Raw genomic sequence first — 26,065 nt, 5'->3', positions numbered from 1 at the left:
TTAAAATCGAAACACAGTAAATCCTGCTTTGATGAGTGAATGCCTATCGTAGAGGCATTTTAGATCGCCAATTACAGGTTGCTTGTTTGTATTGCAATAAGACATTAAAGTTTCAGGGCTAAGCTCTCGGTATTGACTGTGACCAACAGCCACAATAAGACTGTCAACTTTATTTTGGCTGTCAATGTTTCTTAACTCAATTCCATACTCCTGATTCACCTCAAGTGCATCGGCCCAGGCATCCATTACGCGTACTTTTGCACCCCAAGCCTCAATTTCTTTAATTAAATCTGCGACTTTACTATTGCGAATATCAGGGCAATTCTCCTTAAAGGTGACACCCATCACCCCAATCGTACTTCGCGAAACATCAATTCCATTTTGCAACATTCGCTTGATCATATTTCGAGCGGCATAACGTGCCATATTGTCATTAATTCTGCGGCCCGCCAATATAACTTGAGGATGGTAGCCGACTTCTTCGGCTTTATGGGTCAAGTAGTAAGGGTCTACGCCAATACAATGACCGCCAACCATACCCGGACGAAAGGGCATAAAATTCCATTTACTTCCAGCCGCCTCTAGCACTTCTAAGGTATCAATTTCGAGTCTATCAAAAATTACCGATAACTCATTTACAAAGGCAATGTTTAAATCACGCTGGCTATTTTCAATCACCTTGGCGGCCTCAGCGACTTTGATGCTACTAGCCTTCCATGTTCCTGCTTTGATAATTTTGGCATAGAGTGCATCAACAACATCGGCCGTTTCTGGATTGCTTCCGCTTGTAATCTTTTTTATTGTCGTTAAGGTATTAACTTTGTCACCGGGATTAATGCGCTCAGGGCTGTAGCCACAAAAAAAATCTATATTAAATTTTAAACCGGAGGTTGATTCCAATATTGGTACACATACCTCTTCTGTACAACCTGGATATACAGTTGATTCGTAAATTACAATTGATCCTTTTTTAAGAGCCCCGCCGACTGTTTTGCTGGCTTTTATGAGTGGAGATAAGTCAGGGCGATTGGCAGAATCAATGGGGGTTGGTACAGTCACAATAAAAATCGTACAGTCATTAAGCAAATTTGTGTCATTACTAAATGAAAGATGGTTTGCAGATTTTAAGTTAGCTGCGGAGACCTCTAGGGTGCTATCCCTGCCATCAGTTAATTCGTTTATACGCGCCACATTTACATCGAAACCCAATACTGGCTGTTTTTTTCCAAATTCAACTGCAAGTGGTAAGCCCACATAACCCAGTCCAATTATGGCAATTTTTTCTTTGCAGGGATCCACTCTTCTAAAGCCTTTTGATTAATTTGCTACAACTGTTTCAATTATTTGTAGTAATGATATATAAAAATACTTACCAAAAAACATTTACTGCTTTGCATGCGAAAAGATTTAGCTCTTATGCATACAGATTGGGCATTCCAGCTTGAATAATAATTTTATTGACGACCTTAATTGATGAATGGGAGATGCTGCTATTTTTTACTGACTGCTCGACCATTAAATACTTATGTTTTTATGCTTTTTAAATATGTTGACTGTCTTTACATTTTTTACTTATAAGAATTAATGATTTTATATGGGTCACCCGTAAGCTCTGGTATTGGACATGTCCGAAATGATATATTGTTAATGAATACTAACTTTATTTATATTAACTAGGCCGTTTTAGCAACTCTCACCGCTTGCACAACCTCCTCGGCGAAAGGACTCTTTTTATAGTCGCCCACATTTGCAATCGCTTTACTCCAATAGCCCTCAGTCTTCCATCTTGGCGAATCGCAATAGATTTCTACGGTGGGCTTACCCAATACTGCTGATAGATGGGTTAATCCCGTATCTACCCCAATCGTGAGGGCTGCATGGGCTACTAGGGAATATGCCTCCTCTATCGAAAATGCCCTGGGCACGATCGCTCCCGGAATTTGACTGGCGATGAGCGCACTGACTTTCATCTCCTCGGGGCTGCCCCATGGAAAAACCAATTGATAGCCCTGACTGAATAGTGCCTTGCCCAGCTCTACCCAGTTTTCATTGGGCCAACGTTTTGCCGCTCTGGCCGTTGCATGAAAACAAAGCACATAGGGTGCCGGGGCTCCCTGCGCTGTTTTCTTAAGCCCCTCCAATAGCAGGGGTGGTAGCTGCGCAACAAAATCGTTCGGGTAAAACAGTGGCGACTCCTCATTGCGATTAAGGAGTGGCCAATCAAAAGCAGAGCACATCACCCAACGCGAGCGATCAATTGCATGGCACTTTAGGGGCACATGAACCGATTGGGTATAAAACATTCTGGCTAGTGGCTCATATCCCGAATGCTCGGTTGCATTGCCTAGGCCAGCAACCACAGCATTATTTGATTTTTTCGCCAGTGCGCACACTAAACCAGATTTCAATAAACCCTGGGTCTCGAGTACGACATCGTAAGTCGTGGCTTGCAATTGTTTGCGCATGGCAAAAAATTCACGCCACGTTCGAATAGAGAATAAGCTCTTGCGCCAGCGCCGAAAGGCGACCGGAATAATATGATCAATTCCTTTGAATGCATCGGTTGTTTTAAGGGGCTCTAGCAAATGCACATAAGCCTCTTCCACAATCCAATCGATTTGGGCATTAGGCAAACGCTTACGCAAATCCCACACAATCGGCAAGTTATGAAGCACATCCCCGAGGGAAGAAAGTTTGACGAGCAGAATCTTCGGCGCTTGATCTGCTGGACTTACTGTGGGTAATGGATTTAGCTGCTGAATCGACATGGGAACATTATCGTATTGTTTGCGCTCACCTTGCTCTGGTTTTATTGCTTAGGTTTGCTTCTTTAGAACTTCGGGGCAGCGTCCCACGCTAGGCCGGCAGCATCTTTGGCATTTAGCAGCGCCTGCTTACCCAGCGGAATCGGCCAATCAATCTTGATGCTTGGGTCACACCACGATAAACAGACTTCGCTCTGGGGATCATAGTAATCGGTGGTTTTATATAAAAACTCCGCGGTCTCCGAGAGGACTAAGAAGCCGTGTGCAAAGCCAGGCGGAATCCATAATTGCTTGTGGTTTTCAGCGCTGATTTCAAGGCCTACCCATTTGCCAAAAGTTGCGTAGTCTTTTCTTAAATCGACTGCCACATCAAATACGGAGCCTACTGTGACTCGAACCAATTTGCCTTGGGCATGCTTGAGCTGATAATGCAAGCCGCGCAAAGTCCACTGCCGCGAGAGCGAGTGGTTATCTTGCACAAACTCCACATTAAGGGCTGTTGCCTTGGCAAAATCATGGGCATTAAACGATTCAGTAAACCAACCCCGGTTATCACCAAACACCTTAGGCTCCAAAACAAGCACATCGGGGATGGCTGTTGGTGTCGCCTGTAATTTAGTGTCAGCCATTACTTACCTCTTGGCCGATAAAGAAATGGGTTGAGGGCTGCTACCTAACTCAAGCAGGATTTTGTTGAGGTATTGGCCGTAACTATTTTTCTTGAGCTGATCGGCCACTTTTTGCACTGCCTCTGCACTAATCCAGCTTTGGCGGTAGGCGATCTCTTCAGGGCAAGCTACCATCAGGCCTTGGCGTTTTTGCAGTGTGGCAATAAAGCCTGCCGCATCGAGTAAAGAATCATGAGTGCCAGTATCTAGCCAAGCAAAACCACGGCCCATAATTTCAACACTCAGTTCATTCTTTTCGAGATAGGCGCGATTAACATCAGTTATCTCAAGCTCTCCGCGGGCGCTCGGCTTAATCGATGCCGCAATATCGCAGACCTCATTGTCATAAAAATAGAGACCCGTTACTGCGTAGTTGCTGCGAGGCTTGAGGGGCTTTTCTTCTATGGAGAGTGCCTTGTAATCTTTGTCGAATTCTACGACACCATAGCGTTCTGGATCGTTCACATGATAGGCAAATACAGTAGCCCCACTGCTCCGATCATTTGCGCTGTGCAGCTGCTCTACTAGCTCATGGCCATAAAAAATATTATCCCCCAGCACTAAAGCACTTGGGCTACTGCCAACAAACGATTTACCCAGGGTAAACGCTTGCGCTAAGCCATCGGGTGAAGGCTGCACGCAGTACTCGATGCTCAGACCCCACTGCGAACCATCGCCTAATAAATCCGTAAAGCGTGGTGTGTCATGCGGGGTGGAGATCAGCAAAATATCCCGAATGCCGGCTAACATTAGCGTGCTTAATGGGTAGTACACCATGGGCTTGTCGTACACCGGCATGAGCTGTTTAGAAACAGCCTGCGTCACTGGATAGAGTCGCGTTCCAGACCCCCCCGCCAGGATGATGCCTTTGCGTTTCATCGGGTTACTTTGATTTGTTGCCATGTATGAATGCCCTTAAATACCTTTGGGTAACTTTAAATGCGTTAAATGAGCTTTCGGTGTACCAAGTCCTGGACATACGCTGCGACCTGCGGCTCCCACGACTGCTGCAATAACTGTAATTTTGGCACATTGGCCGAGGGGGCTAGCGTATCAGCAAGGGCAGCCTCTAAAGAACCTCGGGCCATACGGGAGTTCATCGGCCGAGGTGCTGGCAGGGGGTATTCCGTGGCAGGGATGGCTTCAATCGCATTGGGGTGCAGTTGGAGCGCTGCACCCGCATCCAGCGCCGCCTGCACCGCATGGCATGCCAAGGCATGCCAGGTCGTTTCTCCAGAAGGTACTGCGTGATAAATCCCAGAGGGGAATTGCCTTAATTGATTATTTTCGTCGAGGGTTAAAGCGAGACTGACTTCGGCCAACCACCTTGCGCTGCTTGGCACGCCATACTGATCGGCAATTACCTTAAGCGTTTGGCGCTCTTTAGCTAAACGCAGAATCGTACGAATGAAGTTACCTCCTTCACCATATACCCAGCTGGTTCGGAGAATCGCGTATTGCGCCTTCAACTCTGTACCACTCACCTGCGAAGCATGCTTTTGCTTATCTTGAAAGGCACGCTCAATTGCTTCCTCCCCGGCTGCTTTACTTTTGCCATATACACCTAATGGGTTGCGCACATCTGTTGATTCATATGGACTTACTTTAGATCCATCAAACACATAGTCGGTCGAGTAGTGCAAAAAAGTAGCGCCATGGTTTTTTGCATACTGCGCCATGATTTCTGGGGCTTTGGTATTGATGGCATAGGCCGAGTCGACTTCTGTTTCGGCTCGATCGACTGCTGTATGGGCTGCTGCATTAATAATCAAGTCAGGCTTGATTTGATTGAGAGGCACTGTAATGGCATCGGGATTAGCTAGATCACATTCAGTACGACCTATGTAGCTGATGCGATGCAGTTTTTCTGGCTTACGTTCACCAAAGATGGCTTTGAACGCTTTGCCCAGTTGGCCATCTTTCCCAAAAACAAGTATGTTCATCTGGGCTATTGTTGCGCAAAAAGCATTGCTTAGTTGTATTGCTTTTGTAACCAGTCACGGTAGGAGCCGCTGACCACGCCCTCCACCCACACTGGGTTATCGAGATACCACTGCACCGTTTTTTGAATGCCGCTATCAAACGTTTCCTTTGGTTTCCAGTCAAGCTCGCGTGCAATCTTGCTGGCGTCAATCGCATAGCGACGATCATGCCCTAGGCGATCTTTTACAAACGTAATCTGCTCTGCGTAGGATTTGCCGTCTGCTCGAGGCCGTAGCCCATCCAAAATCTGGCAAATGGTTTTGACAACATCAATATTGGCTTTTTCATTCCAGCCGCCAATGTTGTAGGTCTCGCCCAACTTACCTTTAGCCAGAACTTCACGAATCGCCGAACAGTGATCGCTCACAAAGAGCCAATCCCGAACTTGCTGGCCATCGCCATAAATGGGCAAGGGCTTACCATTTAAGGCATTCAGTATTACCAGAGGTATGAGTTTTTCTGGGAAGTGGTACGGGCCGTAATTGTTAGAACAATTACTGGTTAGTACTGGAAAGCCATAGGTATGAAACCAGGCCCGGACCAAATGGTCTGATGCTGCTTTAGAAGCCGAATAGGGACTATTGGGCTCATAGGGATTAGTCTCCGTAAAAGCAGGATCGCTTGCTGACAAAGAACCGTACACCTCATCGGTAGACACATGATGAAAGCGAAAGGCGGCTTTTTTTACTTCATCTAAATCATTCCAATAGGCTCTTCCGCACTCCAGGAGATTAAATGTGCCGTCGATATTGGTTTGCACAAACTCGGCTGGGCCGTGGATAGAGCGATCAACATGACTTTCAGCGGCGAAATTGATAATCGCTCGGGGTTGATGCTCTTTTAATAAGCGCGAGACGAGTGCGTGGTCGCCAATATCGCCCTGAACAAATACATGGCGCGGATCATTCCGAACGGAGTCGAGCGTAGCCAAATTGCCTGCATAAGTTAATTTATCGAGATTGACAATTCCCTCGGCTTTTGGCTCTTTTAGCCAATCCAGCACAAAGTTGCCGCCAATAAAGCCGGCGCCGCCAGTCACTAAAATCATAGAAATAAGGTATTTGTTTTAATGCTCACATTATCACCCGATCAGAAGGGTTGATTCAGGCTTTAGGTAGCAAGCCCTGACTTATACTTAGTCCATGAATCCGTCCAAATACAGCCTGACGTTTGCTTGCTATAACTCGGTTGAGTACACCAAAAAGTGCATTGACAGCATGGTGGCACACGGCACCCCCTTAGATCGCCTGGTTGTCGTGGATAACCAGTCAACCGACTCCACCCGAGATTACCTGATGACCCTTCCCCTGGGCGGCCGAATCTTTAATCAACACAATTTAGGATGTGGCGCAGCCTGGAACCAAGGCGCCCTCGCTCTGCAGTCGGAGTGGAGCATCATCATGAACAACGATGTGCTGGTCTCGCCCCATTGGATCGAAAATCTGATTCGAACTGCCGAGAGATTAAATCTCAGAGTAATTAGTACGGCGCTAATTGAAGGGCCTCTGGATTATGACTTTGACTCCTTTAGTGCCAAAGCCAGCCAAACCATGAAGAATGTCAACCGCTTAGGTAGCAAGCATGCTGTTTGCCTTGCCGTACATGAGTCGGTTTGGATGGATGTGGGCTACTTTCAGCCGGTACCCAAGCTCTTAGGTTACGAAGATACGCTGTTCTTTCATGAGCTAAAGAAGGCAGGCATACAGACCGCCATCACAGGCTCATCCTGGCTACACCACTTTGGCTCGATTACCCAGACTGCCATGAAGCTAGAACGCGGTCTAAGTCAGAAAGACGGCCTTGCTAATCGCTATAACTACAAGCTACTAAATCAAAGCTGGATTGCCCGCAAGCTCAATAAACGCAAAACAAAACAACATCAAATTGCCTGCAATCAGACCGAGCTGCGCGAGTACGGCATGACCGTACACGGTCTTCGAGAAAATTACGAATTTGTATGGATTTAGTGCGGCACACTTTTTGAGTCAGCACTACCTTGTAGTCGCACTAAGCAGTGCTAAATCGTACTAAGCTTCGATCAACCTGATCAACTCAGCAGTATTGCGCTCCATCGAAAATTTGTTTGTTACAAATGCCCTGCCTCGGTCAGCCAGCTGCTTAGCCTCGATTGGGTTTTCAAGTACCCAGCAAATAGCGTCAGCCCATGCGGGCACATTGCCGGGTTCCACCATCAGCCCCGTCTCTTCATGAAGGATGGTTTCAGGAATCCCACCCACACGGCTGACAATCGTAGGTACACCCAAATATTGCGCCTCAATCTGAAACATACCCAAGGGCTCAATCAAAGACGGCAGCACCGCTAGCGTACTGGCATTTAAGAGCGGTGCAATCGGATGCAAAATTCCGGCTAGATAAACGTGGCCTTCAAGACCAAGGGCCTTGATCTCGGCTTCGAGTAATGGCCGATCTTGACCCTCGCCGGCAATTAAGTAACGCACAGTTGGAAACGATTTTTTTACTTCCACTAGGGCATTCAAAATAATGCGATGGCCTTTTTCACCCCGTAGAATCGCTCCGTGCGAAATAACCGGCCCTGGGTGAGCATCAAGCCACTGCCGGACATGCTCTGGCAATACGCCATCTGCCTGACGTAAACCAGAAAAATCAATGCCTGGGTACAGTACTTCAATTTTGTTTGGCTTGATCGACCGATTGACCAAAAACAGCTCGCGCAAATGGTGGCTGGGTGTCAGCGTTTTACTAAAGAGGTGGTTATACGCAAATGACAGTGGATAGCCGTGCTGAAAGGTTTTGACTCTCAAAACCGCTACACTCTTTCCACCCAAAAGAGTGGCCCACCAACTCACCATCACAGAAAGTAACGCATCATGGCTACCATGGGAAACAATCGCTACCGGGTCTTTGCTGCGCACGAGGTGCAGTAGCTGCCGAAAGCTAGGGATATGAAAGGCATTGCGAAAGCATATTGGGATCGCCGCCAATCCCAATACGCTTGCCCGCTGCAGTATTGAGCTATTTGGCTTACACAATAGCAAGGTTTTAAATCCAGCCGCTTGCAAGGCGCGCATTTGCTGTAAAGCCTGCAACTCTTGACCACCGATGTTCATCGATGAGTCAGTAAAAAAAATTGTCTTAGGGCTAGCCATGCCTAGGCGCTTCATTTACTTTAGCACTGGGGTGGGTGAAGGACTGGCTGGATCCCATTGATGAAGCTTGCAGCACTTGTGCCAGCAAAGTCGCCGTCATTAAGCCGTAAAAAGTACAGAGGTACTTTAACGAGAGCTGCTCGTTGGAAAGACCTGCAATAAAAACGCCCGTAATGTAATACATGCCCATACGCGCTGCGCGCCTCTTGTTTGCGATCAATGAATTTTGATGGGTATAGAAAAAATAGAAAGGGGAAAAAAGTAAGCAGAGGTAGGCCAAAAGACCAAACAATCCCGAAGAAAGTAATTTACTCAAAATATCGCTATGTGGACCAGTCGCAGCCATAGTACTAATTGCAATTTCATTAGCGGGTATGTTGAGCGGGCTATTACTCAAGAGCTGCATCATGTTTTTTTCTTCTCCATAGCCAAAGAGAAGGCTTTCACTCGCGAACTGAAATGAAAACTTCCAAATACTTAAGCGAATACCAGCGGAAGTATCCAGCTTAGTATTCATAAGCCAATTGCGAATCTCATGATAGCCGCCGATCACTCGGCTCGATACTGCATCGGAGAAATAAAAGGCGAGGAAAAACAAAAAAATCGCAGCAATCACAATTAGACTAGTTTGCAAGGCAATGCGAAATCGCTCTGCTCCCTGAGCTCGGTAAAAGTCACCGAAGCGAATCAACAAGAATAGTAAAAAAATAAACGGGCCGGCCAGCCAAGCGCCACGTGATCCAGAATATATTGACACATAAATACCTGCCGCGCCGCCCACCAACTTGAGTAATAGAAGCCAGCGAGATTCGCCTGGACTAGGAGCAATCGATAAAAATACAATCAAAGCCAAGATAAAGGTTTGGCTCCCTAAGGTATTGGGATCAACAAAATAGGTGGCTAAGCGACCATCCCAATAGGCCCCAGGATTAAGTGACACCGCTGTCAGCACACAGAGTAGGCCAACCGGGATCGCTGCATCCAAAGTCTTGATATAGGCTATTTGGCGGTTTTTAAGTAATAAATAAATAAGGCCCGCAAACGCAATTCGGGAAGGGCCATCGAATGCCGCCATGTGCATTTTTGAGCGAAGCAGCTGACCCAATAAGACGGCAATGATTAGTCCGCAAAAGGACAGAACAATAATGAGATCCGTTTTATTTTTAAAATGAAAATGCGCCTGCTTATTTTGAAAAAATACAATAAGCACAATCAGTAATAATGCGAATAGAGACACATGCACACCATGCCGCACCGTCATAAATGTGATGGGGAACATAAAAACCGCAAGCAGAATGCAATTCGATATCGAAAAAATACTGCTAGTGCGTTTGAATTGCGTCATAGGCGGTTTATTGCAGATTGAAATGGCTTAATTGAGCTTACTTTTGTAGAATGACATATTTATATGCAATTTATATAATGAGTGATAACAGAATACCATCCACCATCTGCCCAGCTTTGAACTTCCGAGATTAATCGATGAAGACTATTTTAGTCACTGGCGGGGCTGGTTACATCGGCTCCCATACAGTCGTAAAGCTTCTAGAACAGGGATATGGCGCGGTTATTGTTGATAATTTATGCAATAGCAAAGTCAATGCCATTCACCAAATCGAATCCATTACAGGCCGAAAACCATTTTTTTATGAAGGTGATATGCGAGATCGCGCCCTCTTGGCAGGTGTTTTTAAATCCCATTCAATTGATGGCGTGATTCATTTTGCCGGCCTCAAGGCCGTTGCAGAATCACAAGCCAAGCCCTTGCTGTATTACGACAACAACGTGGCTGGAAGTATTGCCCTACTAGAAGAAGCACTTAAGGCAAATGTGCATACCGTTGTTTTCTCCTCATCGGCAACGGTTTACGGCGAACCAGGCATAACCCAATACGACGAGACGCTGCCAACCAAACCAATTAATGTGTACGGCAGAAGTAAGTTAATGGTAGAAAACTTACTAACTGATCTGGTGAACGCAAATCCAGCATTAAGAGTCGCTTGCCTGCGCTACTTCAATCCTGTTGGGGCCCATAGTTCAGGGCTGATTGGCGAGGACCCTTTGGGCATTCCAAACAACTTAATGCCCTACCTCGGGCAAGTGGCCTTAGGCAAATTACCCAACCTGAAGGTCTACGGCAATGATTACCCCACCCCCGACGGCACCGGTTTGCGAGACTACATCCATGTTGAGGATTTGGCTGAGGGGCATTGCTTAGCACTACGCTACCTTGATACACGCCCAGGCATCCTCACAGTGAACCTAGGTACTGAACGGCCGCACAGCGTACTTGAGGTCATTGCTGCGTTTGAGCGTGCCAGCGGCATTACCGTACCCTATGAGTTTGTAGGTCGCCGCTCCGGGGATCTGGCGGAGTACTTTGCCAATGCCCAATTGGCAAAACGCACATTAGGATGGGTCGCTCAATACAATCTAGACCGCATGTGTACGGATACTTGGCGTTTTTACCAGCGCTCGCGTGACAGCACCTTGTAATTAATCGATGCACTAATTTTTTGGAATAAACCAATGCAACACTACAAAAAAATCCTGGTGGTATGCCCTGCTGGAGCCGTGACTGGTGGACCTGAGGCACTGCATCAGCTCACCGCGCACATGAATGCGCTGGGCCTACCTGCTTACATGTGCTACCTCCCCTTTTCAGAGTCCGCGATTGCGCCAGCCGCCTATGCACGCTACAAGACCCAATCGGCACCCTACGAAGATGCCCCAGGCAATCTGATTATTTTCCCTGAGGTGTATCCCATGCTAGCACTTAAGGTTAAAAAGGCGCAGGCGGGATTATGGTGGTTATCGCTCGAGAATTTTTTAGAGCGCCGTCATATTTGGGGCTTGCACGACAAGGTACGCTACCTTAAGCGGGTAATACAAGGGCGCAGGCCATGGGGCGGCGCCAAGAGTCTCAAGCAAATTCTGCACTTTTCTCAAACGGAACATTCCTCTAGCTATTTGCGATCCTGCGGTATTGAGCCCATTCCACTGATTGACTCCATCAATGAAGATTTTCTAACCGATCGCTTTCTTGATCGGATCGACCATAAACAAAACACCATTCTGTACAACCCCACCAAAGGCTGGAAGGTGACGGAGAGCTTGATCAAAGCGTATCCAGACTGGCGCTTTGAGCCTGTAAAGGGGTTAAACCGCGAGCAACTTTCTGAAAAGCTCTATCAAGCCAAGCTATACATTGATTTTGGTCATCACCCCGGCAGAGATCGGATGCCGCGTGAAGCTGCCATGCATGGCTGCTGTCTGATTACCGGAAAATTAGGTTCCGCTGGAAACACGGTGGACTTGCCAATGCCGCCCCAATACAAATTGGATAGCAACGCAAATGGCTTTGTTGAACAATTTGGACTCTTGGCAGCCGACATCATGGGCGATTTTCCCAAGCACTTTACTGCCTTTGGGCCCTATCGAAAGTGGCTACAAGATGAATCAAGGATCTTTAAAGAGCAAATTCAAAAAATTTTCCATCAAAGTATTAATAGTGCTTAACATAAGTTGGTAAGTACAGCATTGAAATAAACCCTACTATTAATTGGATCTAATATGTTTAAACGTTTTTTTCGCAAGCTAGATGATTTTGTGTTTAGTGGTTTTTTTGAGCGCCATTCAAATCAAAAGAACAATACCAATTTACTCAAGTTAGCCTCAATCGGCCTTGACTACAACTACACTACTATTTATCAAAAGAATACGACCAATCCCATATCATTACTCTGCGACAAATATGGATCCGATAAGGGATCTATTTTGGAAAAAGGCCATCCATATGGCTGGCCGCCACATACATATTCTGACTACTATCATCTGTTATTTTCTTCTCGACGCCAGCATATCAAAAAAGTTTTTGAATGTGGCCTTGGAACAAACAATCCAAATCTTTTATCCTCAATGGGCTCGATGGGAAAGCCAGGCGCATCATTACGAGTTTGGCGTGACTACTTTCCTAATGCAGTTATTTATGGGGCAGACATTGATAGGGACATTCTTTTCACTGAAGATAGAATTAAAACGTTTTACATTGATCAATTAGATCCTATAGCAATCAAAGAATGCTGGTCTAGTATTAATGAAAAAAATTTTGATTTTATCGTGGATGACGGACTACACACGTTTGATGCTGGCCTTACCCTATTTATACAATCAATTGATAGGCTATCAATTGATGGCGTATACATCATTGAAGATGTGGCCATAAATGATTTAATTGAATATAAGAAATTCTTTAGGAATTCAGAGTACGAAGTGGATTATGTATTAATGAATCGTCCAGACCTCCCTTTAAGTGACAATAGTCTGGTAGTAATTCGAAAAAGATCTATATAAATATTAGGAACTATAAGGGTCCGTTAAGTGCGTCAAACCTTTTACTATTTTTATTTTTCAGCCAGAAGCATCAAAAAAATTATGGCTAGCTGTAGTTAGCTGATTATTTTTCAGAAAAATGATGTAATAATAATTCATAAGGCGACCCAGTCTCTGGAATCGTTCTCCAATTATTGTGCCAATGATTCACGATGTATTTTTTCTCAAATAACTCCTCGACCATTGCAACTGATTGATCTGTTTTTTTGAAAAACTTGAGGGCATCTCCAGCAAGCAAAGACTTTGGATTCCACATTGCGTCGAATAGATTTGTAGGATAAATCTTTAGATTTAATTGATTACAAATTACGTCCGTGAATAAATACCAAGGACGAAAACATTCCACCTGATTGCCTACATCCAGGACCTGTTCCGCCACTTTCTTACTTGGTAAATACAGTATTGCTGAATTAGCAAAATCATAATCTTCCCAGCGATAGACAAAACCCTGATCCATGCAAATGCTATTCAGGTCACTTAAAAAACACACATCCAAGTCAGCATACAAAGAAGGTCCATCATAATGGGCCACTGGGATAATGCACCGCGCAAGATCGCCACGATATACTAAATCACGCTGGTAGGTGAACAAGGGTGAGGAATGCTTGTAGTTCAGCTTAAATAAAGGGCTGTAATAATTTTTTAAATTAATATGCCGCAGGATTTTTTTTCGATGAATGAATCTTAGGGCATCAAATAGACCGCCTTCGGCCGTTTGAGTCAGCGGAGTTACATAACGACTAACGAGCTGCTTTAAAGAAAAAACGCGAATATTGATCTGTGGATGAGTCTTGAGCCAGTTTAAGTCTGACGGTATGGATTGCCCCACATCAGCATCAAGCCATAAATCGTATTTTGAATTCGGATGAAAATGGATAAAACTTCTGAAGTGTAGATTTGTAACGGGGGGAAGTGACCCACCCCAGTATCCAAAAAATTGAGTCATCTTTGCCTGTCTGATCTTTTTTGCTTTGCTTTTTTAATAAATGTAGAGCGAAGATAAATTTTCTAAAGTGGGGAACCTAATTCCCCGCCACAATTGACATCACCGCCATGCGCACCGCAATCCCAAAGGTCACTTGTTTCAGAATGACTGACTGCGTACCATCCGCGACTTTCGAATCAATTTCCACACCACGGTTCATGGGGCCTGGGTGCATCACAATGGCATCGGGTTTGGCAAGGGCTAAACGCTCGGGGGTTAGACCAAACTGGGTAAAAAAAGCTGCGCCTTCAGGAACTTTCCCGGCCTCCATGCGCTCCTTCTGAATGCGCAGAGTCATCACCACATCTACGCCGCGCAAGCCCTCTTCCATGCTATGAAAGACCTTGACGCCCAGCATATCTAAATCGGTTGGTAACAAACTCTCTGGGCCGATCGCCCGAATATCCTGACACCCCAAAGCTGTGAGCGCATGGATGTTCGACTTCGCTACCCGGCTATGGACGATATCGCCTACGATCGCTACTTTGAGCTTGCTAAAGTCTTGCTTAAAGTGGCGCATGGTGAACATATCCAGCAAACCTTGCGTAGGATGCTGGTGACTACCGTCGCCGGCATTAATCACATGCACATATGGCGGCACATGGTTTGCAATCTCAATGGGTGCGCGCGACACACTGTGGCGCACCACAAAAATATCAGCCTGCATCGCGATCAAGTTATCAATCGTATCAATCAGACTCTCTCCCTTGGTGGTTGAGGAAGTCGAGATATCTAAATTAATCACATCGGCCGATAAACGCTTGGCCGCAATCTCAAAAGTGGTGCGAGTACGCGTGGAGTTCTCAAAGAAGAGATTAAACACACTCTTGCCCCTGAGTAGCGGCACTTTTTTTACCTCCCTTGCAGGGTCCGTGATGCTCACAAACTGCTGCGCCGTGTCCAGAATATGCAGGATTTGCTCTTTAGGCATGCCCTCTAGTGTCAGTAGATGAGTCAGTTCGCCCGCACTATTGGTCTGACAGATCTGATTGGTTTCTTTGGGCTGAATGCTCATACTCGCTCCTCACGAACAAAGCGAAATTTTTCAGTACCGCCTCGAGAAACCTTTTCCAAGGCAAGTATTTGCGAATCAGGCAGACTGACATGCTCACCTACAAAGTCAGCAGCGATCGGTAACTCACGCTTGCCCCGATCAGCCAAGACCATCAGCTCGACACTAGCAGGCCTACCAAAATCAAATAATTCATTTAGGGCGGCGCGCACGGTTCTGCCAGTAAAGAGCACATCATCAATTAAGACAATGTGAGCGCCTGTGACTTCAAATGGCAGGTGGGTTGCCTTGCCTTCAGCCGAGCGCATTGCGGCTAGACCCTTCTCAGCATAGTCATCCCGATGAAAAGCCACATTAATTACCCCGTACTGTGGCAAACCTAAATCGCTCGCCAAGCGCTCTGCAATCCATGCGCCACCAATTGCAAGTCCGGCAATACGGATGGTTGGTTTTGTCGAGAGCTTACTCTGAAGATTTAATTGCAGCTTGTTATACAGTTGCTCGGCATCCATCCTTTTTCCTGACTGGTTTATCCACTCAAAGTGTTTCTTATCAACCGCATCGCTATTTTATTGCCTTCGAGGTCTAAAGCCTCTATCCGTGTTCAAAACACACTGGGATTATCTGAATTTCTAGTTTTATTGCTTATTCTTTAAGCAATTGCGCGCCCCCTCTAGATGCTATGTTGAGGGTGTTATTGTATAAATTGATTAACTTTAACTATCTATTAATAAAATCGCTAGTTTTTGCCTATTAGATCTATACAAAAATACGATTAAACCGTCATCAAAATTTCTGATAATAGTGTGGTGGATTGGTGAGCAAATGTATTGATTGTTTACCGCCTCTTGATTTATAACATTTTATTTTTAAAGGAGTTTTTATGGCTAAGTCTGTAAAAGGTACGAAGACTGAACAGTCTTTAAAAGAAGCATTTGCGGGTGAGTCCCAAGCAAATCGCCGTTATTTGTATTTCGCAAACCAGGCTGATATTGCTGGTGCGAACGATGTAGCTGCTGTATTTCGTTCCACCGCCGAAGGTGAAACCGGTCACGCGCATGGTCATATGGAGTATTTGATCACTGGTGGTGCTGGCGAGCCAGGAACTGGTATGCCTGCCAAGACCGTTGCAGAAGCTCTGCAAGCGGCGATCGCTGGTGAGACCCATGAGTACACGGATATGTACCCTGGTATGGCAAAAACAGCTCGTGAAGAAGGTTTTGACGAGATCGCCGATTGGTTTGAGACCTTGGCAAAGGCAGAACGCAGCCACGCTAACAAGTTCACCAAGACTTTAGAAGCTCACTTGGCAAATTCCTAATCGTTTAATTGTTTAGGTAAAAGAAAAGCGCTCCTCGGAGCGCTTTTTTGTTTCTACAGAGCCAGTCTCCGTATACCTTAAGAGCTTAACCAGCCTTCTTCGCCCAAGCAGAGCACCATCCAGCAGCGGCGACTTGCTTACCAGCAAATAAGCTGCAACCACCGGCAGCAGCTGCGCCTTTGGCTTGCCAGAGTGCACAGTTGTCGCAACGCTGAGCAGCAGCGTGCTTAGGGTATTTCTTGGTATCCACCTTAGTGGTGTCGGCTTTGTAACCCAAGGCTTGTGCTTGAGGATCCGTCTCGGCAACCATGGCTTGTGCTTGTGCCAAGTTATTGAGTGAGAGGGTTGCTGCACCAGCAGCAGACATAATTAAAAACTGACGACGTGTGTTTTTCATGGATTCTCCGTTATGTACAAAACAGCAGTCCGAATCTTAAAACATAAATCAATTTTCCTAGAGTGGTCTTATAAGTAATTGATTCAATTACTCTTTTAAATGAGAATGATTCTCAAATCCGGTTTGACATACACCCAACCAAGGCGCTAAGTCAGGTCATCGCTTAACTACTCACCTTAGTTCTTATCCATCAAAGCTAAAAACTCTCGTCTGAGATTGGCGTCCTTCAGAAATGATCCGCGCATGACGCTATTGACCATCTTAGAGTTGAGATCTTTCACGCCACGCCATTGCATGCAAAAGTGATCTGCTTCCATCACGAGAGCCAAGCCTGTTGGCTTCATCTTCTGTTCCAAGATATTGGCTAACTCCACCACTGCTTCTTCTTGGATCTGTGGACGACACATTACCCACTCGGTAATGCGGGCATATTTGGATAAACCAATGAGTGCAGTTTGCTTATCGGGCAAGACCCCAATCCATACCCTTCCCATGATGGGGCAGAGGTGATGAGAACAAGCGCTCTTAACCGCAATCGGGCCAATGATCATCAGCTCATTTAGATGGCTAATGTTTGGAAACTTAGTGAGGCTAGGTTGCGGGGTGTAGCGGCCATGAAAGACCTCGTTGATATACATCTTGGCTACCCGAAGGGCGGTGCCGCGGGTATTATGATCACTCTTGGTATCTATCACTAGGCTCTCTAGTACGCCTTGTAACTTTTGCGCAACCTCTTGAACTAGGCCATCGACCTCTCCGGGCTCAATGAACTCTGCAATATTATCGTTTGCATGAAAGCGTACCTTGCTCGCAGTAATGCGTTGGCGGATCACTTGCGATAGGGGTACTCCGTCGTCACTTTTTTTACTTGCCAGGGCACCTGATTTGCTGGGTGCTTTTCTGGGGGAGGCGATCTTGGGTCTAGGCTTCTTAGGAGCGGACTGTTTGGCAGCTTTGATCTTTGGCATAGTTGATTAAATTGGCAATAAGGTATGTTAAGTATGCTCTTAGATCTGAAAGAAGATCGCCATGATCGCAAGGAGGCCAATCAACCAAACAAAAGTGCGGGTATTGGGCCAATCGAAGATGTAGCAAATAATGTAAGCAATGCGGGCCAAAAGATAGACGATTGCGAATAGATCAAGGTTTGCCTTTGGAGCATCCAAGGAGATAGCAAGCGCAACGGCTACATAGAAAAACGGTAAGGACTCAAAGGTATTAGCTTGGGCAGCGTTTGCTCGGGCACGCAGGCCAGTTTGTCTTGCAAGCCACTGACGAGGGTTATTGTTGTCAAACGCATCGGGTGCGTTTTGCTCCAGCGGCCCAAACTTGGCAATCCCTGCTGCCACAATCGGTAAGAACCCAGCCAGAATCACACAGACGATCGCAATGGTCATGAGGTCTTACCTTTTTTAGCTAAACGTGTTTCAGTTCCGTTCATGAGATTACGAATATTACTGCGATGCCGATAAATTAATAATAGGCTCATCACCAAAATCGCTAAACCCATCGGCTGTAGTCCAAAGAGAAATGTGAAGTACAGCGGAGCAAATGCAGCAGCGCTTAGAGCCGCTAAGGAAGAGTAGCGCATGAAAAACGCCACAATCAGCCACGTTCCTAAGGTTGCTAAGCCCAACACCCAACTAATCGCAAACAAGATGCCAGCGGCTGTGGCAACCCCCTTGCCACCTTTAAAGCGATAGAAGATTGGGTATAGATGCCCCAAAAAGACCGCGATCGCTACCAGTCCCAGTATGAGATTGTTATCAGAACTTATGGGATCGCCCAGCACCGCGCGCGCAATGGTTACGGCTACCCAGCCTTTGGCAGCATCACCAAAAAGCGTAAGAGCGGCGGCCACTTTATTACCCGTTCGCAAAACATTAGTGGCCCCCGGATTCTTAGAACCGTGGGTATAGGGGTCGGGCAAGCCCATCGCCTTACTTACTACTACCGCAAAGGAGACTGAGCCTAGTAAATAAGCCAAAGGTATTAACCAAAAATACTGCAATGCGTTATTCATACAGAAATACTAGCCGATTTAATTAAGCACCGCGAGGATGGTGTTGCGCATGAATCGATTTGAGACGCTCGCGAGCTACATGGGTATAGATCTGGGTGGTTGAGATGTCGGCATGTCCAAGAAGGAGCTGTACGACCCTTAGATCTGCGCCATGGTTTAGTAAATGAGTAGCAAAGGCATGACGCAAGGTATGTGGCGATAGAGCAACTTTGATACCAGCTAATTGGGCATAGCGTTTAATAATCGCCCAAAAGGCTTGGCGCGTAAGGCCAGATCCCGTATGTCGCCCTACAAATACCTCTTGACAGGTTTTGCCCTCTAAGAGAACGGGTCTTGCCTCTTGTAAATAGCGGCGCAACCACTCACCTGCCTCTGCCCCAAACGGCACTAAGCGCTCCTTACCCCCCTTACCGTTAACCACACGAACCACCCCTTCGTTCAAACCTAGTGCTACGGTTTTTAAAGAAACGATTTCAGAAACACGCAGACCGCTGGCATACATCAACTCGAGCATGGTGCGATCGCGTAAACCCAGAGCCTCACCGGTATCGGGTGTATTTAAGAGTGTTGTGATTTGCTCCTCACTCAAAACCTTGGGGAAGCGTTGGGCCTGCTTCGCTGCTCGCAACTTCAAGCAAGGATCTTGCTCTACCAAGTGTTGGCGCAATGCGTACCGATAAAAACGCTTAAATACCGTTAAACGCCGATTAGCCGTACTTGCCTTGTCATCACGCTTGCTGGCCATATAGGCTGTTAAGTCAGCCTCAACAACCTGATAAATACTTTTAGTGCACTCACTATCCAACTCTAACCACTTTGCAAACAGAGTGAGATCTCTTCGATAAGCGCTCAGAGAGTTCTTGGATAAACCATCCTCTAGCCAGCAGGCATCACAAAATTGATCAATTGCTTCTAGATTAACAGTATGAGTGGGCAATTTAGTCGCGGAAATTATTGAACGCTAGCGGCGCTTCACTCACTTCTTTTTTGAGAAGTGCCATGGTAGTTTGCAGATCATCGCGCTTGCCGCCAGTAATGCGTACGGCATCACCTTGGATGCTAGCTTGCACTTTAATCTTGCTGTCTTTGACCACCCGTACAATTTTTTTGGCTAGCTCTTGCTCGATACCTTTTTGTAATTTCATGGTCTGCTTGCGCTTGTCACCCGACATGGTCTCTTTTTTTTCATCCTTGAGATAACGCACATCCACATTGCGCTTAGCCATCTTGCCGTAAAGCACATCACGTACTTGTCCCAACTTGAAGTCATCATCGGCAAACAAGATGAGCTCGGTCTCTTTTTGCTCTACGCGCGCATCTGAACCTTTAAAGTCAAAGCGATTACTGATTTCTTTATTGGCTTGCTCAATCGCGTTTTTTAACTCGACGACATTGGGTTCACAAACAGCATCAAATGAGGGCATTTCGTTCTCCTGCTTTCCAAGGTTTTGGTAATAATTGAATTTTAGGTAATTTGGCTTTGTTTTATCCACTGTTTGCAAAACCCGAATAAGATTGTGGCATGAACTTGCCCAGCAATCTACTCCCTGCGTATTCCTTAAGCCAGCGCAATACCTTGGGTTTTGAGGTTGAGGCCGAGTTTGCTATCCACATTACCGAAGCTAAGCAAATCGCCGAGACGCTTGTGTATGCCAAAGATCACAATATGCCCTATCAAGTCTTGGGTGGTGGAAGTAATGTGGTGCTTCCTAGCGCCCTACCTGGTCTCACCCTTCTCATGGATATCGCTGGAATCGAAATAGTCTCTGAGGATGCTAATGGGGTGAGCCTAAAGGTGGGCGCAGGTGTCTCGTGGCATTCGCTGGTGATTTGGACACTTGAGCACTCCTACCCCGGTCTTGAGAACTTAGCCCTCATTCCTGGCACAGTGGGCGCTGCCCCCATTCAAAATATTGGGGCATATGGAGTTGAGATTAACGACTACATCAACTCGGTAGAAGCCTTCGATAGTCAGGCAATGCAGTGGATCACACTAGATCGCGCTCACTGTCAGTTCTCCTATCGTCATAGCCTCTTTAAAGCGAATCCGCTGCGTTATATCATTTCAGCGGTAAACTTGTATTTACCCAAACAATGGCAACCCAGAATTAGCTATGTAGACTTACAGCATTTTTTTGCTGGGAAGGAGAATGACTCCATTACTCCGCTGGCAATATTTGAGGCTGTTTGCGAGATCCGCACTCAAAAGCTACCAGACCCCAAACAGATTGGTAATGTGGGCAGCTTCTTTCAAAATCCAATTGTGGAAAACTCCATGCTTGCCAAACTCAAGCAAAGGCACCCTGCAATCGTCGCCTATCCCGAAGATACAAATCACAGCAAATTAGCAGCAGGGTGGCTGATTGATCATTGTGGCTTTAAGGGGCTGCGCACTGGCAATGTAGGTGTACATGACAAACAAGCCCTAGTCTTAATTCATCACGGCGGTGGTAACGCAAATGAGTTACTGCAATTGGCTGAGCGTATTCAAAAAACGATCAGCGAACAATTTGAGATTGATCTTCAGGTTGAGCCAATCATTTTTAATGCTTGATGACCGAAAATTGAATACTTACTTCCCCGTCGGCTAAGCGCACAAGATAATCCTCGTTAGCCTTGATGTCATTTGGTTTTCTGGCAGCCCTCTTCTCCTTATCCAAAATAACTGCATAGCCTCTCTCGAGCGTTCGCTGTGGATTGAGAGTTTCGAGCTGTCTCAGCCAGTGCGCTTGATTGTGTTTGAGATTATTGAAATAAACATGGGCACTTTGCACGAGGCGCTGTTGCCACTGACCGATTTGCTCACGCATACGCTCAGGGTTAGGCAGTGCATGCCCTAAGCGCAGACTGATTTGATCTAGGGTTTGTGCCTCCCGCTCAATACGTTGCTCCAGCTTTTGTCTTAACTGCTCCTGATATGTACGTAACTCTTGCAATAGTTGCTCACGCTTAGGAGTTGCAAGCTCTGCTGCACCAGTCGGTGTTGGTGCTCTTAGATCAGAAACAAAATCAGCGATGGTGAAATCGGTTTCGTGGCCAACCCCACTAATCACTGGTATAGAAGAGTTTGCGATGGCATGGGCTAGCGCTTCATCATTAAAGGCCCAGAGATCCTCAATCGATCCGCCACCACGAACGAGTAATATGACCTCGCCCAATCGATCCTGGTTGGCTTGCTTGAGTGCATGAATGATTCCGGCGGGGGCGTCAGGTCCTTGCACTAGGGTTGGATAAATGAAGATGGGGATATGGGGCGCTCTCCTAGCGAGTGTTGTCAACACATCTTTTAATGCTGCTGCTTGCGCTGAAGTAATGATCGCCAACGATTTAGGATGACTCGGTATGGGTCGCTTTCGATTCTCATCAAAGAGCCCTGCTTTCGCTAATTTCTCTTTAAGCTTTAAGAAGGCTTCGTAGAGCCCTCCTAAGCCCGCCTTTCGTAAAGAATGGATGGTAAGCTGTACGTCCCCCCTTGGGACATACATGCTGACTGATGCAGCGACCTCCACCTGATCACCAGATTGGGGCATAAATCCAAGCTGGGCGTTCCTACCCCGAAACATCACACAGCGAATCTGCCCTTCTTCGTCCTTGAGTGAGAAATACCAATGCCCACTGTCATAAGCCTTGAAGTTAGAAATCTCCCCGCTAACCAAGACAGCATCAAAACGCTCGGTTAAAGACTCTGCAATGGCGCGGTTTAAATCGCCAACACTCAGCAGGGGGCTTGATGTATCCATGGTTGACCTTGTTTATTTCTTTATCTATATGGGCTTGCGGTTCATTACATATCCACAATCCCTATATAAATAAGGAGCCCTATATGTTAGTAAATACTCGCTTTGGTTTAGTGTCTGATTAGCTCTTGATTTAAATTATAAGTAATTGATTTAAATAGATATTTTTAAATTGTTTAAGTATCGTAATTCAAGACAAAATCAGGGACTTACACCATCCATCAAGGACTTAGCACTCCCGATCTAAAAAGTTTTGCACAGACTTATCCACAGGTTTTGCGTATTGCTGATAGCTTTATAGAGAGTCATTTTGAGCCTCAAAACCAATCTTAATCATTATTTTGAACGCAGAAATCGTTTTCATTGAAAATAGCCACCTATGTACTCCATCTTACTTGCTGCCGGCTGGCCGATTTGGCCTCTTCTTGCGATCTCGATACTTGGCTTAGCCATCCTTATTGAACGTGCTTGGTATTTACGTAAGAAACACATCATCCGTAAAGAAACGATTGAGCTGGCATTTAATGCAAATGCTAGGGATGCCACCAATAGCGAGTTCTTGAGCGATCTCAGTGCCTCCTCGCCCATTGGCGTCCTGCTTGCAGGTGTATTGCGCGAGCAAGCCTTGGGGCACTCAGCCGAAGCAGCTATTGAAGAACTCCAAATCCTGGCGCAAAATCTGTGGGCTAAGTTGGATCGCTATCTAGGGGGGTTAGCAACGATTGCGACCGTAGCACCCCTTCTCGGCCTCTTTGGGACGGTAATTGGCATGATTGAGATCTTTGGCAGTCAAGGGGGGTCTATGGGGGGCAGTGTCAATGCCGCGAGTGTCGGCGCAACCAATCCACAGCAATTAGCCCACGGCATCTCGATTGCACTTTACAACACCGCATTTGGTTTATTAATTGCCATTCCTGCGCTAGCCGGTTGGAGAGTATTACGAGCAGTAGCCGATCAACGCCAACGTGAATGCGAAGAATGTACACGTCAGCTCTTTAAAAAGTTGTACCCAAATAGTCATTAATCCTGTGTCCTGGCTACAGAACCGTTCTTCAGAAAATGCTCGCGCTTTCGGCGGTCGGCTAAATCGCTCGGCACGCTCCTTCTCCTATGCTGAACCCGAAATCAATCTCATTCCTTTTATTGATGTCTTGTTAGTGATCTTGATCTTCTTAATGATCTCAACCACCTTTACAAAGTTCCAGGAGATTGCGATTACTCTGCCTAGCGCATCTGGCGCTGATACCGTAGAGTCTGCGCGTGAGATTAATGTGGCAGTCAGTAGCGATGGGCGCTTTGCCCTCAATGGCAGAGTTATGAGCCGCTCACAGCTTGCTGGCGCTCTCAAACAAATGGGCTCTGGTGCTAATGAGCAAAACCTGCGGATCAGTATCGATGCCGATGCGCGCGCACCTCACCAAGCTGTGATGACAGTGCTTGAGCTTGCGCGTGACGCGGGTCTTCCCAACGTTGCCTTTAGTAGTCAAGCCAAGAAATAATGCTCTTCAAGTCTGCGCCGCGCTTTTGGGAAAAATCATCCTATACACAGGCGCCCTTATCGTATCTGATCAGTATGCTTATCAGCACAACGCTTCTTCCCTTTGCTTGGCTCTACGGTTTGATTGTTTGGCTCAAGCAGATCTTGATTGATACAGGCATTACTCAGACTCTTGGAATGCATCGTGCTGCGCCGGTACCCCTGATTATTGTGGGCAATATTCGGGTAGGGGGTACGGGTAAAACCCCTCTTGTCATCGCTCTCGCAAACGCCTTATTCGAGGCGGGATACAAGCCAGGGATTATCAGCCGTGGCTATCAACCCAATGGGCAAAGTACCCTGGAAGCTCCGCAAGAGGTCGTACAAACTAGCAATCCAAATACCGTCGGCGATGAACCCGTTCTCATGGCGCAGCGCACTCACCATCAAATACCGATTTGGGTCTTTCCTAAGCGTGCGCAGTCCATTAAAGCTCTACTCAAAGCTCACCCCGAGGTCAACGTCATTATTAGTGATGATGGCTTACAACATGCTGGATTGGTGCGTTGGCCCGCACGAGAAGGCGGTCGTGATCTTGAGTTAGTGATTGAAGATGAACGCGGCATTGGTAATGGTCGACTTTTGCCTGCTGGGCCATTACGAGAGTCTGCTAAACGTGAGCGTGATGCCACCATCTCCATTGGCGCTAGTGACGAATTACAAAATACCCTTGCTGCAGAAAAGTCTTTTCAGCTAACACCTAAAATTGATAGCGCGTATCCACTGCATCGTCCCAATGAATCTCAATCATTTACCGAATTACTCACTAAGCTAATCGGCTTAAAGATTGCGGCGATTGCGGCCATCGGTAATCCCCAGAAATTCTTTAGCGCATTAAGTAATCTTGGAATGCATCTTGAGCATACCTTGTCATTACCCGATCATGTGGCCATTAAAAATACGGCCATTGCTGAGATTGATGCCGATTTCATCTTCATAACTGAAAAGGATGCAGTTAAATGCTCTGCGATCGAGGATCACCGTATCTGGGTAGTCCCCATGCATTTACCTTTGTCCAATGAACTAAGCAGTTGGGTGCAAGAAGTGATTCAAAGACCCGATCCCTATCGGCGATAGTCATTTAAAGGCTTATGGGCTATGATGATATTTGAGTCCAGTCAAACTACCTAGCAATAGCCATGAACAAAAACCTTCTTGATATTGTGGTGTGCCCCATCTGCAAAAGTCATTTGCGCTTGGATGAGGCTAAGCATGAACTAATCTGCAAAGTAGATAAGTTAGCCTACCCCATTCGTGATGACATACCAGTGATGTTGGTGGATGAGGCTAGAAGTTTGACCCCCGAAGAAGCAATTGCACTCTCCTCTTAAATAGGGGAAAAGAAGATGGGCTCATTCACTGTTGTTATCCCAGCCAGACTTGCTTCGTCTCGGCTCGAGCGCAAAGCACTTGCAGACTTAGGGGGCAAGCCCATGGTTATAAGGGTTGCCGAACGTTCGGCCCAATCGGCAGCCAACCGAATCATTGTCGCAACCGACGCCCAAGAAATCGAGTCCGTTTGCAAAGCTGCCAATCTAGAGGTCATGATGACTCGCGAGGATCACCCAAGCGGTACTGATCGGCTTGCTGAGGTAGCTCTGCAATTAGGCTTAAACGATGAGGCCATTGTTGTGAATGTGCAAGGTGATGAGCCTCTCATTCCGGTCGATCTCATTAATCAAGTTGCCAATACTTTGCAATCCAAGCCTCATTGTGCGATGGCTACTGCTGCAGTAGCTATTCATGATCAGAGTGAGATTACCAATCCAAATGCTGTAAAGGTGGTTCTCAGCAAAAATAATGAGGCGCTTTATTTTTCCAGATCTACCATCCCTTTTGATCGCAACCACAGCTCTCCTATCTACTATCGGCATTTGGGGATCTATGCTTACAGAACAGGTTTTCTGAAAGCATTCTCTAACTTGGCTATTTCACCCCTGGAGCAGGCAGAATCTTTAGAGCAACTACGTGCACTGTGGCATGGTTACGCCATAGCCGTTCACATCACCCCAGAGTCACCGCCCCCGGGCGTTGATACCCAGGCGGATTTAGATCGGGCTCGCCAGTTCTTTTAGGGTTTTTGCTGAGATTGGGGGCGCATAAAATCTGCCCCATCA

The 26,065-nt window shown here is 46.4% G+C and carries 29 protein-coding genes; 11 read left to right on the top strand and 18 right to left on the bottom strand.

Annotated features, from left to right (window positions below; translation table 11 throughout):
• The 6 genes from NKE59_RS01515 to rfbB all read right to left on the bottom strand — a co-directional run bounded on the left by NKE59_RS01515 (position 1) and on the right by rfbB (position 6,464).
• Positions 1-1,299 (bottom strand): nucleotide sugar dehydrogenase, encoded by a 1,299-nt coding sequence (locus NKE59_RS01515; protein WP_353439135.1) that lies wholly within the window; start codon positions 1,297-1,299, stop codon positions 1-3.
• Between the two features lie 374 nt (positions 1,300-1,673).
• Complete coding sequence (gene waaC / locus NKE59_RS01510; protein ID WP_353439134.1) at positions 1,674-2,768, bottom strand: lipopolysaccharide heptosyltransferase I; 1,095 nt, start codon at positions 2,766-2,768, stop codon at positions 1,674-1,676.
• Positions 2,769-2,830: 62 nt separating this feature from the next.
• Positions 2,831-3,394, bottom strand: coding sequence for a dTDP-4-dehydrorhamnose 3,5-epimerase (rfbC, locus tag NKE59_RS01505; protein WP_353439133.1), 564 nt, complete (start codon positions 3,392-3,394; stop codon positions 2,831-2,833).
• Positions 3,395-3,397: 3 nt separating this feature from the next.
• Complete coding sequence (rfbA, locus tag NKE59_RS01500; RefSeq protein WP_353439878.1) at positions 3,398-4,312, bottom strand: glucose-1-phosphate thymidylyltransferase RfbA; 915 nt, start codon at positions 4,310-4,312, stop codon at positions 3,398-3,400.
• Between the two features lie 65 nt (positions 4,313-4,377).
• Positions 4,378-5,376, bottom strand: coding sequence for a dTDP-4-dehydrorhamnose reductase (gene rfbD, locus NKE59_RS01495; protein ID WP_353439132.1), 999 nt, complete (start codon positions 5,374-5,376; stop codon positions 4,378-4,380).
• Between the two features lie 29 nt (positions 5,377-5,405).
• A complete protein-coding gene (gene rfbB, locus NKE59_RS01490) occupies positions 5,406-6,464 on the bottom strand; it encodes a dTDP-glucose 4,6-dehydratase (RefSeq protein ID WP_353439131.1) in 1,059 nt (352 codons plus the stop codon).
• 94 nt (positions 6,465-6,558) lie between these two features.
• On the opposite strand from rfbB, the gene NKE59_RS01485 reads away from it, so the two are divergent.
• On the top strand, positions 6,559-7,383 hold the full coding sequence (locus tag NKE59_RS01485; RefSeq protein ID WP_353439130.1) for a glycosyltransferase: 825 nt from the start codon (positions 6,559-6,561) through the stop codon (positions 7,381-7,383).
• Between the two features lie 60 nt (positions 7,384-7,443).
• Here the strand turns inward: NKE59_RS01485 and NKE59_RS01480 are convergent, their stop codons facing one another.
• Positions 7,444-8,544, bottom strand: coding sequence for a glycosyltransferase family 4 protein (locus NKE59_RS01480; RefSeq protein WP_353439129.1), 1,101 nt, complete (start codon positions 8,542-8,544; stop codon positions 7,444-7,446).
• A complete protein-coding gene (locus NKE59_RS01475; protein WP_353439127.1) occupies positions 8,537-9,889 on the bottom strand; it encodes an O-antigen ligase family protein in 1,353 nt (450 codons plus the stop codon). Before NKE59_RS01475 ends, NKE59_RS01480 begins: the two co-directional genes overlap by 8 nt.
• Positions 9,890-10,026: 137 nt before the next feature.
• On the opposite strand from NKE59_RS01475, the gene galE reads away from it, so the two are divergent.
• From galE to NKE59_RS01460, 3 genes are read left to right on the top strand one after another with little or no spacing between them, the layout of a single operon-like run.
• Positions 10,027-11,040: a UDP-glucose 4-epimerase GalE gene (gene galE, locus NKE59_RS01470; protein WP_353439125.1), complete on the top strand. Its 1,014-nt coding sequence runs from the start codon at positions 10,027-10,029 to the stop codon at positions 11,038-11,040.
• A gap of 33 nt (positions 11,041-11,073) precedes the next feature.
• Positions 11,074-12,063, top strand: a complete 990-nt coding sequence (locus tag NKE59_RS01465; RefSeq protein WP_353439124.1) for a hypothetical protein — start codon at positions 11,074-11,076, stop codon at positions 12,061-12,063.
• A 54-nt stretch (positions 12,064-12,117) separates the two neighbouring features.
• On the top strand, positions 12,118-12,897 hold the full coding sequence (locus NKE59_RS01460) for a hypothetical protein (protein ID WP_353439123.1): 780 nt from the start codon (positions 12,118-12,120) through the stop codon (positions 12,895-12,897).
• 103 nt (positions 12,898-13,000) lie between these two features.
• Here the strand turns inward: NKE59_RS01460 and NKE59_RS01455 are convergent, their stop codons facing one another.
• The 3 genes from NKE59_RS01455 to pyrR form a co-directional block, all read right to left on the bottom strand.
• Positions 13,001-13,882 (bottom strand): hypothetical protein, encoded by an 882-nt coding sequence (locus tag NKE59_RS01455; protein WP_353439122.1) that lies wholly within the window; start codon positions 13,880-13,882, stop codon positions 13,001-13,003.
• Between the two features lie 76 nt (positions 13,883-13,958).
• Entirely contained in the window at positions 13,959-14,936 is a 978-nt protein-coding gene (locus NKE59_RS01450) for an aspartate carbamoyltransferase catalytic subunit (protein ID WP_353439121.1), read from the bottom strand.
• Positions 14,933-15,445: a bifunctional pyr operon transcriptional regulator/uracil phosphoribosyltransferase PyrR gene (gene pyrR, locus NKE59_RS01445; protein WP_353439119.1), complete on the bottom strand. Its 513-nt coding sequence runs from the start codon at positions 15,443-15,445 to the stop codon at positions 14,933-14,935. Before pyrR ends, NKE59_RS01450 begins: the two co-directional genes overlap by 4 nt.
• A gap of 371 nt (positions 15,446-15,816) precedes the next feature.
• Here pyrR and NKE59_RS01440 point away from each other — a divergent pair, with 371 nt between their 5' ends.
• Complete coding sequence (locus tag NKE59_RS01440; RefSeq protein WP_353439118.1) at positions 15,817-16,254, top strand: rubrerythrin family protein; 438 nt, start codon at positions 15,817-15,819, stop codon at positions 16,252-16,254.
• An 85-nt stretch (positions 16,255-16,339) separates the two neighbouring features.
• Here the strand turns inward: NKE59_RS01440 and NKE59_RS01435 are convergent, their stop codons facing one another.
• The 6 genes from NKE59_RS01435 to NKE59_RS01410 all read right to left on the bottom strand — a co-directional run bounded on the left by NKE59_RS01435 (position 16,340) and on the right by NKE59_RS01410 (position 20,098).
• A complete protein-coding gene (locus tag NKE59_RS01435; RefSeq protein ID WP_353439117.1) occupies positions 16,340-16,651 on the bottom strand; it encodes a high-potential iron-sulfur protein in 312 nt (103 codons plus the stop codon).
• Between the two features lie 176 nt (positions 16,652-16,827).
• The gene (locus NKE59_RS01430; RefSeq protein WP_353439115.1) at positions 16,828-17,619 is read right to left on the bottom strand and encodes a GTP cyclohydrolase I; all 792 of its coding nucleotides are present in this window, start codon (positions 17,617-17,619) and stop codon (positions 16,828-16,830) included.
• Positions 17,620-17,658: 39 nt separating this feature from the next.
• A complete protein-coding gene (locus NKE59_RS01425) occupies positions 17,659-18,048 on the bottom strand; it encodes an MAPEG family protein (RefSeq protein WP_353439114.1) in 390 nt (129 codons plus the stop codon).
• Positions 18,045-18,674, bottom strand: a complete 630-nt coding sequence (gene plsY / locus NKE59_RS01420; protein ID WP_353439113.1) for a glycerol-3-phosphate 1-O-acyltransferase PlsY — start codon at positions 18,672-18,674, stop codon at positions 18,045-18,047. The genes NKE59_RS01425 and plsY overlap by 4 nt, the downstream gene beginning before the upstream one ends.
• A gap of 22 nt (positions 18,675-18,696) precedes the next feature.
• Positions 18,697-19,611: a site-specific tyrosine recombinase XerD gene (gene xerD, locus NKE59_RS01415; RefSeq protein WP_353439111.1), complete on the bottom strand. Its 915-nt coding sequence runs from the start codon at positions 19,609-19,611 to the stop codon at positions 18,697-18,699.
• 1 nt (position 19,612) lies between these two features.
• Positions 19,613-20,098, bottom strand: a complete 486-nt coding sequence (locus NKE59_RS01410; RefSeq protein ID WP_353439109.1) for a YajQ family cyclic di-GMP-binding protein — start codon at positions 20,096-20,098, stop codon at positions 19,613-19,615.
• A 98-nt stretch (positions 20,099-20,196) separates the two neighbouring features.
• Between NKE59_RS01410 and murB the strand changes: the two genes are divergently transcribed.
• Complete coding sequence (murB, locus tag NKE59_RS01405; protein ID WP_353439107.1) at positions 20,197-21,228, top strand: UDP-N-acetylmuramate dehydrogenase; 1,032 nt, start codon at positions 20,197-20,199, stop codon at positions 21,226-21,228.
• On the opposite strand, the gene xseA is transcribed toward murB, so the two are convergent.
• Entirely contained in the window at positions 21,218-22,414 is a 1,197-nt protein-coding gene (xseA, locus tag NKE59_RS01400) for an exodeoxyribonuclease VII large subunit (protein ID WP_353439106.1), read from the bottom strand. The genes murB and xseA overlap by 11 nt on opposite strands.
• A gap of 376 nt (positions 22,415-22,790) precedes the next feature.
• Here xseA and NKE59_RS01395 point away from each other — a divergent pair, with 376 nt between their 5' ends.
• From NKE59_RS01395 to kdsB, 5 genes are all read left to right on the top strand, one after another.
• Complete coding sequence (locus NKE59_RS01395; protein WP_353439105.1) at positions 22,791-23,435, top strand: MotA/TolQ/ExbB proton channel family protein; 645 nt, start codon at positions 22,791-22,793, stop codon at positions 23,433-23,435.
• A 4-nt stretch (positions 23,436-23,439) separates the two neighbouring features.
• On the top strand, positions 23,440-23,910 hold the full coding sequence (locus tag NKE59_RS01390; RefSeq protein ID WP_353439104.1) for a biopolymer transporter ExbD: 471 nt from the start codon (positions 23,440-23,442) through the stop codon (positions 23,908-23,910).
• Between the two features lie 74 nt (positions 23,911-23,984).
• Positions 23,985-25,025 (top strand): tetraacyldisaccharide 4'-kinase, encoded by a 1,041-nt coding sequence (gene lpxK / locus NKE59_RS01385; RefSeq protein ID WP_353439103.1) that lies wholly within the window; start codon positions 23,985-23,987, stop codon positions 25,023-25,025.
• A 62-nt stretch (positions 25,026-25,087) separates the two neighbouring features.
• On the top strand, positions 25,088-25,279 hold the full coding sequence (locus NKE59_RS01380; protein ID WP_353439102.1) for a Trm112 family protein: 192 nt from the start codon (positions 25,088-25,090) through the stop codon (positions 25,277-25,279).
• Positions 25,280-25,294: 15 nt separating this feature from the next.
• Positions 25,295-26,023, top strand: coding sequence for a 3-deoxy-manno-octulosonate cytidylyltransferase (gene kdsB, locus NKE59_RS01375; RefSeq protein WP_353439101.1), 729 nt, complete (start codon positions 25,295-25,297; stop codon positions 26,021-26,023).
• Positions 26,024-26,065 lie beyond the last annotated feature (42 nt).

It is taken from the genome of Polynucleobacter sp. UK-FUSCHL-C3 (assembly GCF_040409815.1).
Classification (GTDB): Bacteria; Pseudomonadota; Gammaproteobacteria; order Burkholderiales; family Burkholderiaceae; genus Polynucleobacter.
This window is presented reverse-complemented; position numbering and strand designations above follow the sequence as displayed.

What these genes read in the sequence shown, in the direction of transcription:
- waaC (WP_353439134.1), bottom strand. Translation starts at nt 2,768, where the DNA reads ATGTCGATTCAGCAGCTAAATCCATTACCCACAGTAAGTCCAGCAGAT.
- rfbC (WP_353439133.1), bottom strand. Translation starts at nt 3,394, where the DNA reads ATGGCTGACACTAAATTACAGGCGACACCAACAGCCATCCCCGATGTG.
- rfbA (WP_353439878.1), bottom strand. Translation starts at nt 4,312, where the DNA reads ATGAAACGCAAAGGCATCATCCTGGCGGGGGGGTCTGGAACGCGACTC.
- rfbD (WP_353439132.1), bottom strand. Translation starts at nt 5,376, where the DNA reads ATGAACATACTTGTTTTTGGGAAAGATGGCCAACTGGGCAAAGCGTTC.
- rfbB (WP_353439131.1), bottom strand. Translation starts at nt 6,464, where the DNA reads ATGATTTTAGTGACTGGCGGCGCCGGCTTTATTGGCGGCAACTTTGTG.
- NKE59_RS01485 (WP_353439130.1), top strand. Translation starts at nt 6,559, where the DNA reads ATGAATCCGTCCAAATACAGCCTGACGTTTGCTTGCTATAACTCGGTT.
- NKE59_RS01480 (WP_353439129.1), bottom strand. Translation starts at nt 8,544, where the DNA reads ATGGCTAGCCCTAAGACAATTTTTTTTACTGACTCATCGATGAACATC.
- NKE59_RS01475 (WP_353439127.1), bottom strand. Translation starts at nt 9,889, where the DNA reads ATGACGCAATTCAAACGCACTAGCAGTATTTTTTCGATATCGAATTGC.
- galE (WP_353439125.1), top strand. Translation starts at nt 10,027, where the DNA reads ATGAAGACTATTTTAGTCACTGGCGGGGCTGGTTACATCGGCTCCCAT.
- NKE59_RS01465 (WP_353439124.1), top strand. Translation starts at nt 11,074, where the DNA reads ATGCAACACTACAAAAAAATCCTGGTGGTATGCCCTGCTGGAGCCGTG.
- NKE59_RS01460 (WP_353439123.1), top strand. Translation starts at nt 12,118, where the DNA reads ATGTTTAAACGTTTTTTTCGCAAGCTAGATGATTTTGTGTTTAGTGGT.
- NKE59_RS01455 (WP_353439122.1), bottom strand. Translation starts at nt 13,882, where the DNA reads ATGACTCAATTTTTTGGATACTGGGGTGGGTCACTTCCCCCCGTTACA.
- NKE59_RS01450 (WP_353439121.1), bottom strand. Translation starts at nt 14,936, where the DNA reads ATGAGCATTCAGCCCAAAGAAACCAATCAGATCTGTCAGACCAATAGT.
- pyrR (WP_353439119.1), bottom strand. Translation starts at nt 15,445, where the DNA reads ATGGATGCCGAGCAACTGTATAACAAGCTGCAATTAAATCTTCAGAGT.
- NKE59_RS01440 (WP_353439118.1), top strand. Translation starts at nt 15,817, where the DNA reads ATGGCTAAGTCTGTAAAAGGTACGAAGACTGAACAGTCTTTAAAAGAA.
- NKE59_RS01435 (WP_353439117.1), bottom strand. Translation starts at nt 16,651, where the DNA reads ATGAAAAACACACGTCGTCAGTTTTTAATTATGTCTGCTGCTGGTGCA.
- NKE59_RS01430 (WP_353439115.1), bottom strand. Translation starts at nt 17,619, where the DNA reads ATGCCAAAGATCAAAGCTGCCAAACAGTCCGCTCCTAAGAAGCCTAGA.
- NKE59_RS01425 (WP_353439114.1), bottom strand. Translation starts at nt 18,048, where the DNA reads ATGACCATTGCGATCGTCTGTGTGATTCTGGCTGGGTTCTTACCGATT.
- plsY (WP_353439113.1), bottom strand. Translation starts at nt 18,674, where the DNA reads ATGAATAACGCATTGCAGTATTTTTGGTTAATACCTTTGGCTTATTTA.
- NKE59_RS01410 (WP_353439109.1), bottom strand. Translation starts at nt 20,098, where the DNA reads ATGCCCTCATTTGATGCTGTTTGTGAACCCAATGTCGTCGAGTTAAAA.
- murB (WP_353439107.1), top strand. Translation starts at nt 20,197, where the DNA reads ATGAACTTGCCCAGCAATCTACTCCCTGCGTATTCCTTAAGCCAGCGC.
- xseA (WP_353439106.1), bottom strand. Translation starts at nt 22,414, where the DNA reads ATGGATACATCAAGCCCCCTGCTGAGTGTTGGCGATTTAAACCGCGCC.
- NKE59_RS01395 (WP_353439105.1), top strand. Translation starts at nt 22,791, where the DNA reads ATGTACTCCATCTTACTTGCTGCCGGCTGGCCGATTTGGCCTCTTCTT.
- lpxK (WP_353439103.1), top strand. Translation starts at nt 23,985, where the DNA reads ATGCTTATCAGCACAACGCTTCTTCCCTTTGCTTGGCTCTACGGTTTG.
- NKE59_RS01380 (WP_353439102.1), top strand. Translation starts at nt 25,088, where the DNA reads ATGAACAAAAACCTTCTTGATATTGTGGTGTGCCCCATCTGCAAAAGT.
- kdsB (WP_353439101.1), top strand. Translation starts at nt 25,295, where the DNA reads ATGGGCTCATTCACTGTTGTTATCCCAGCCAGACTTGCTTCGTCTCGG.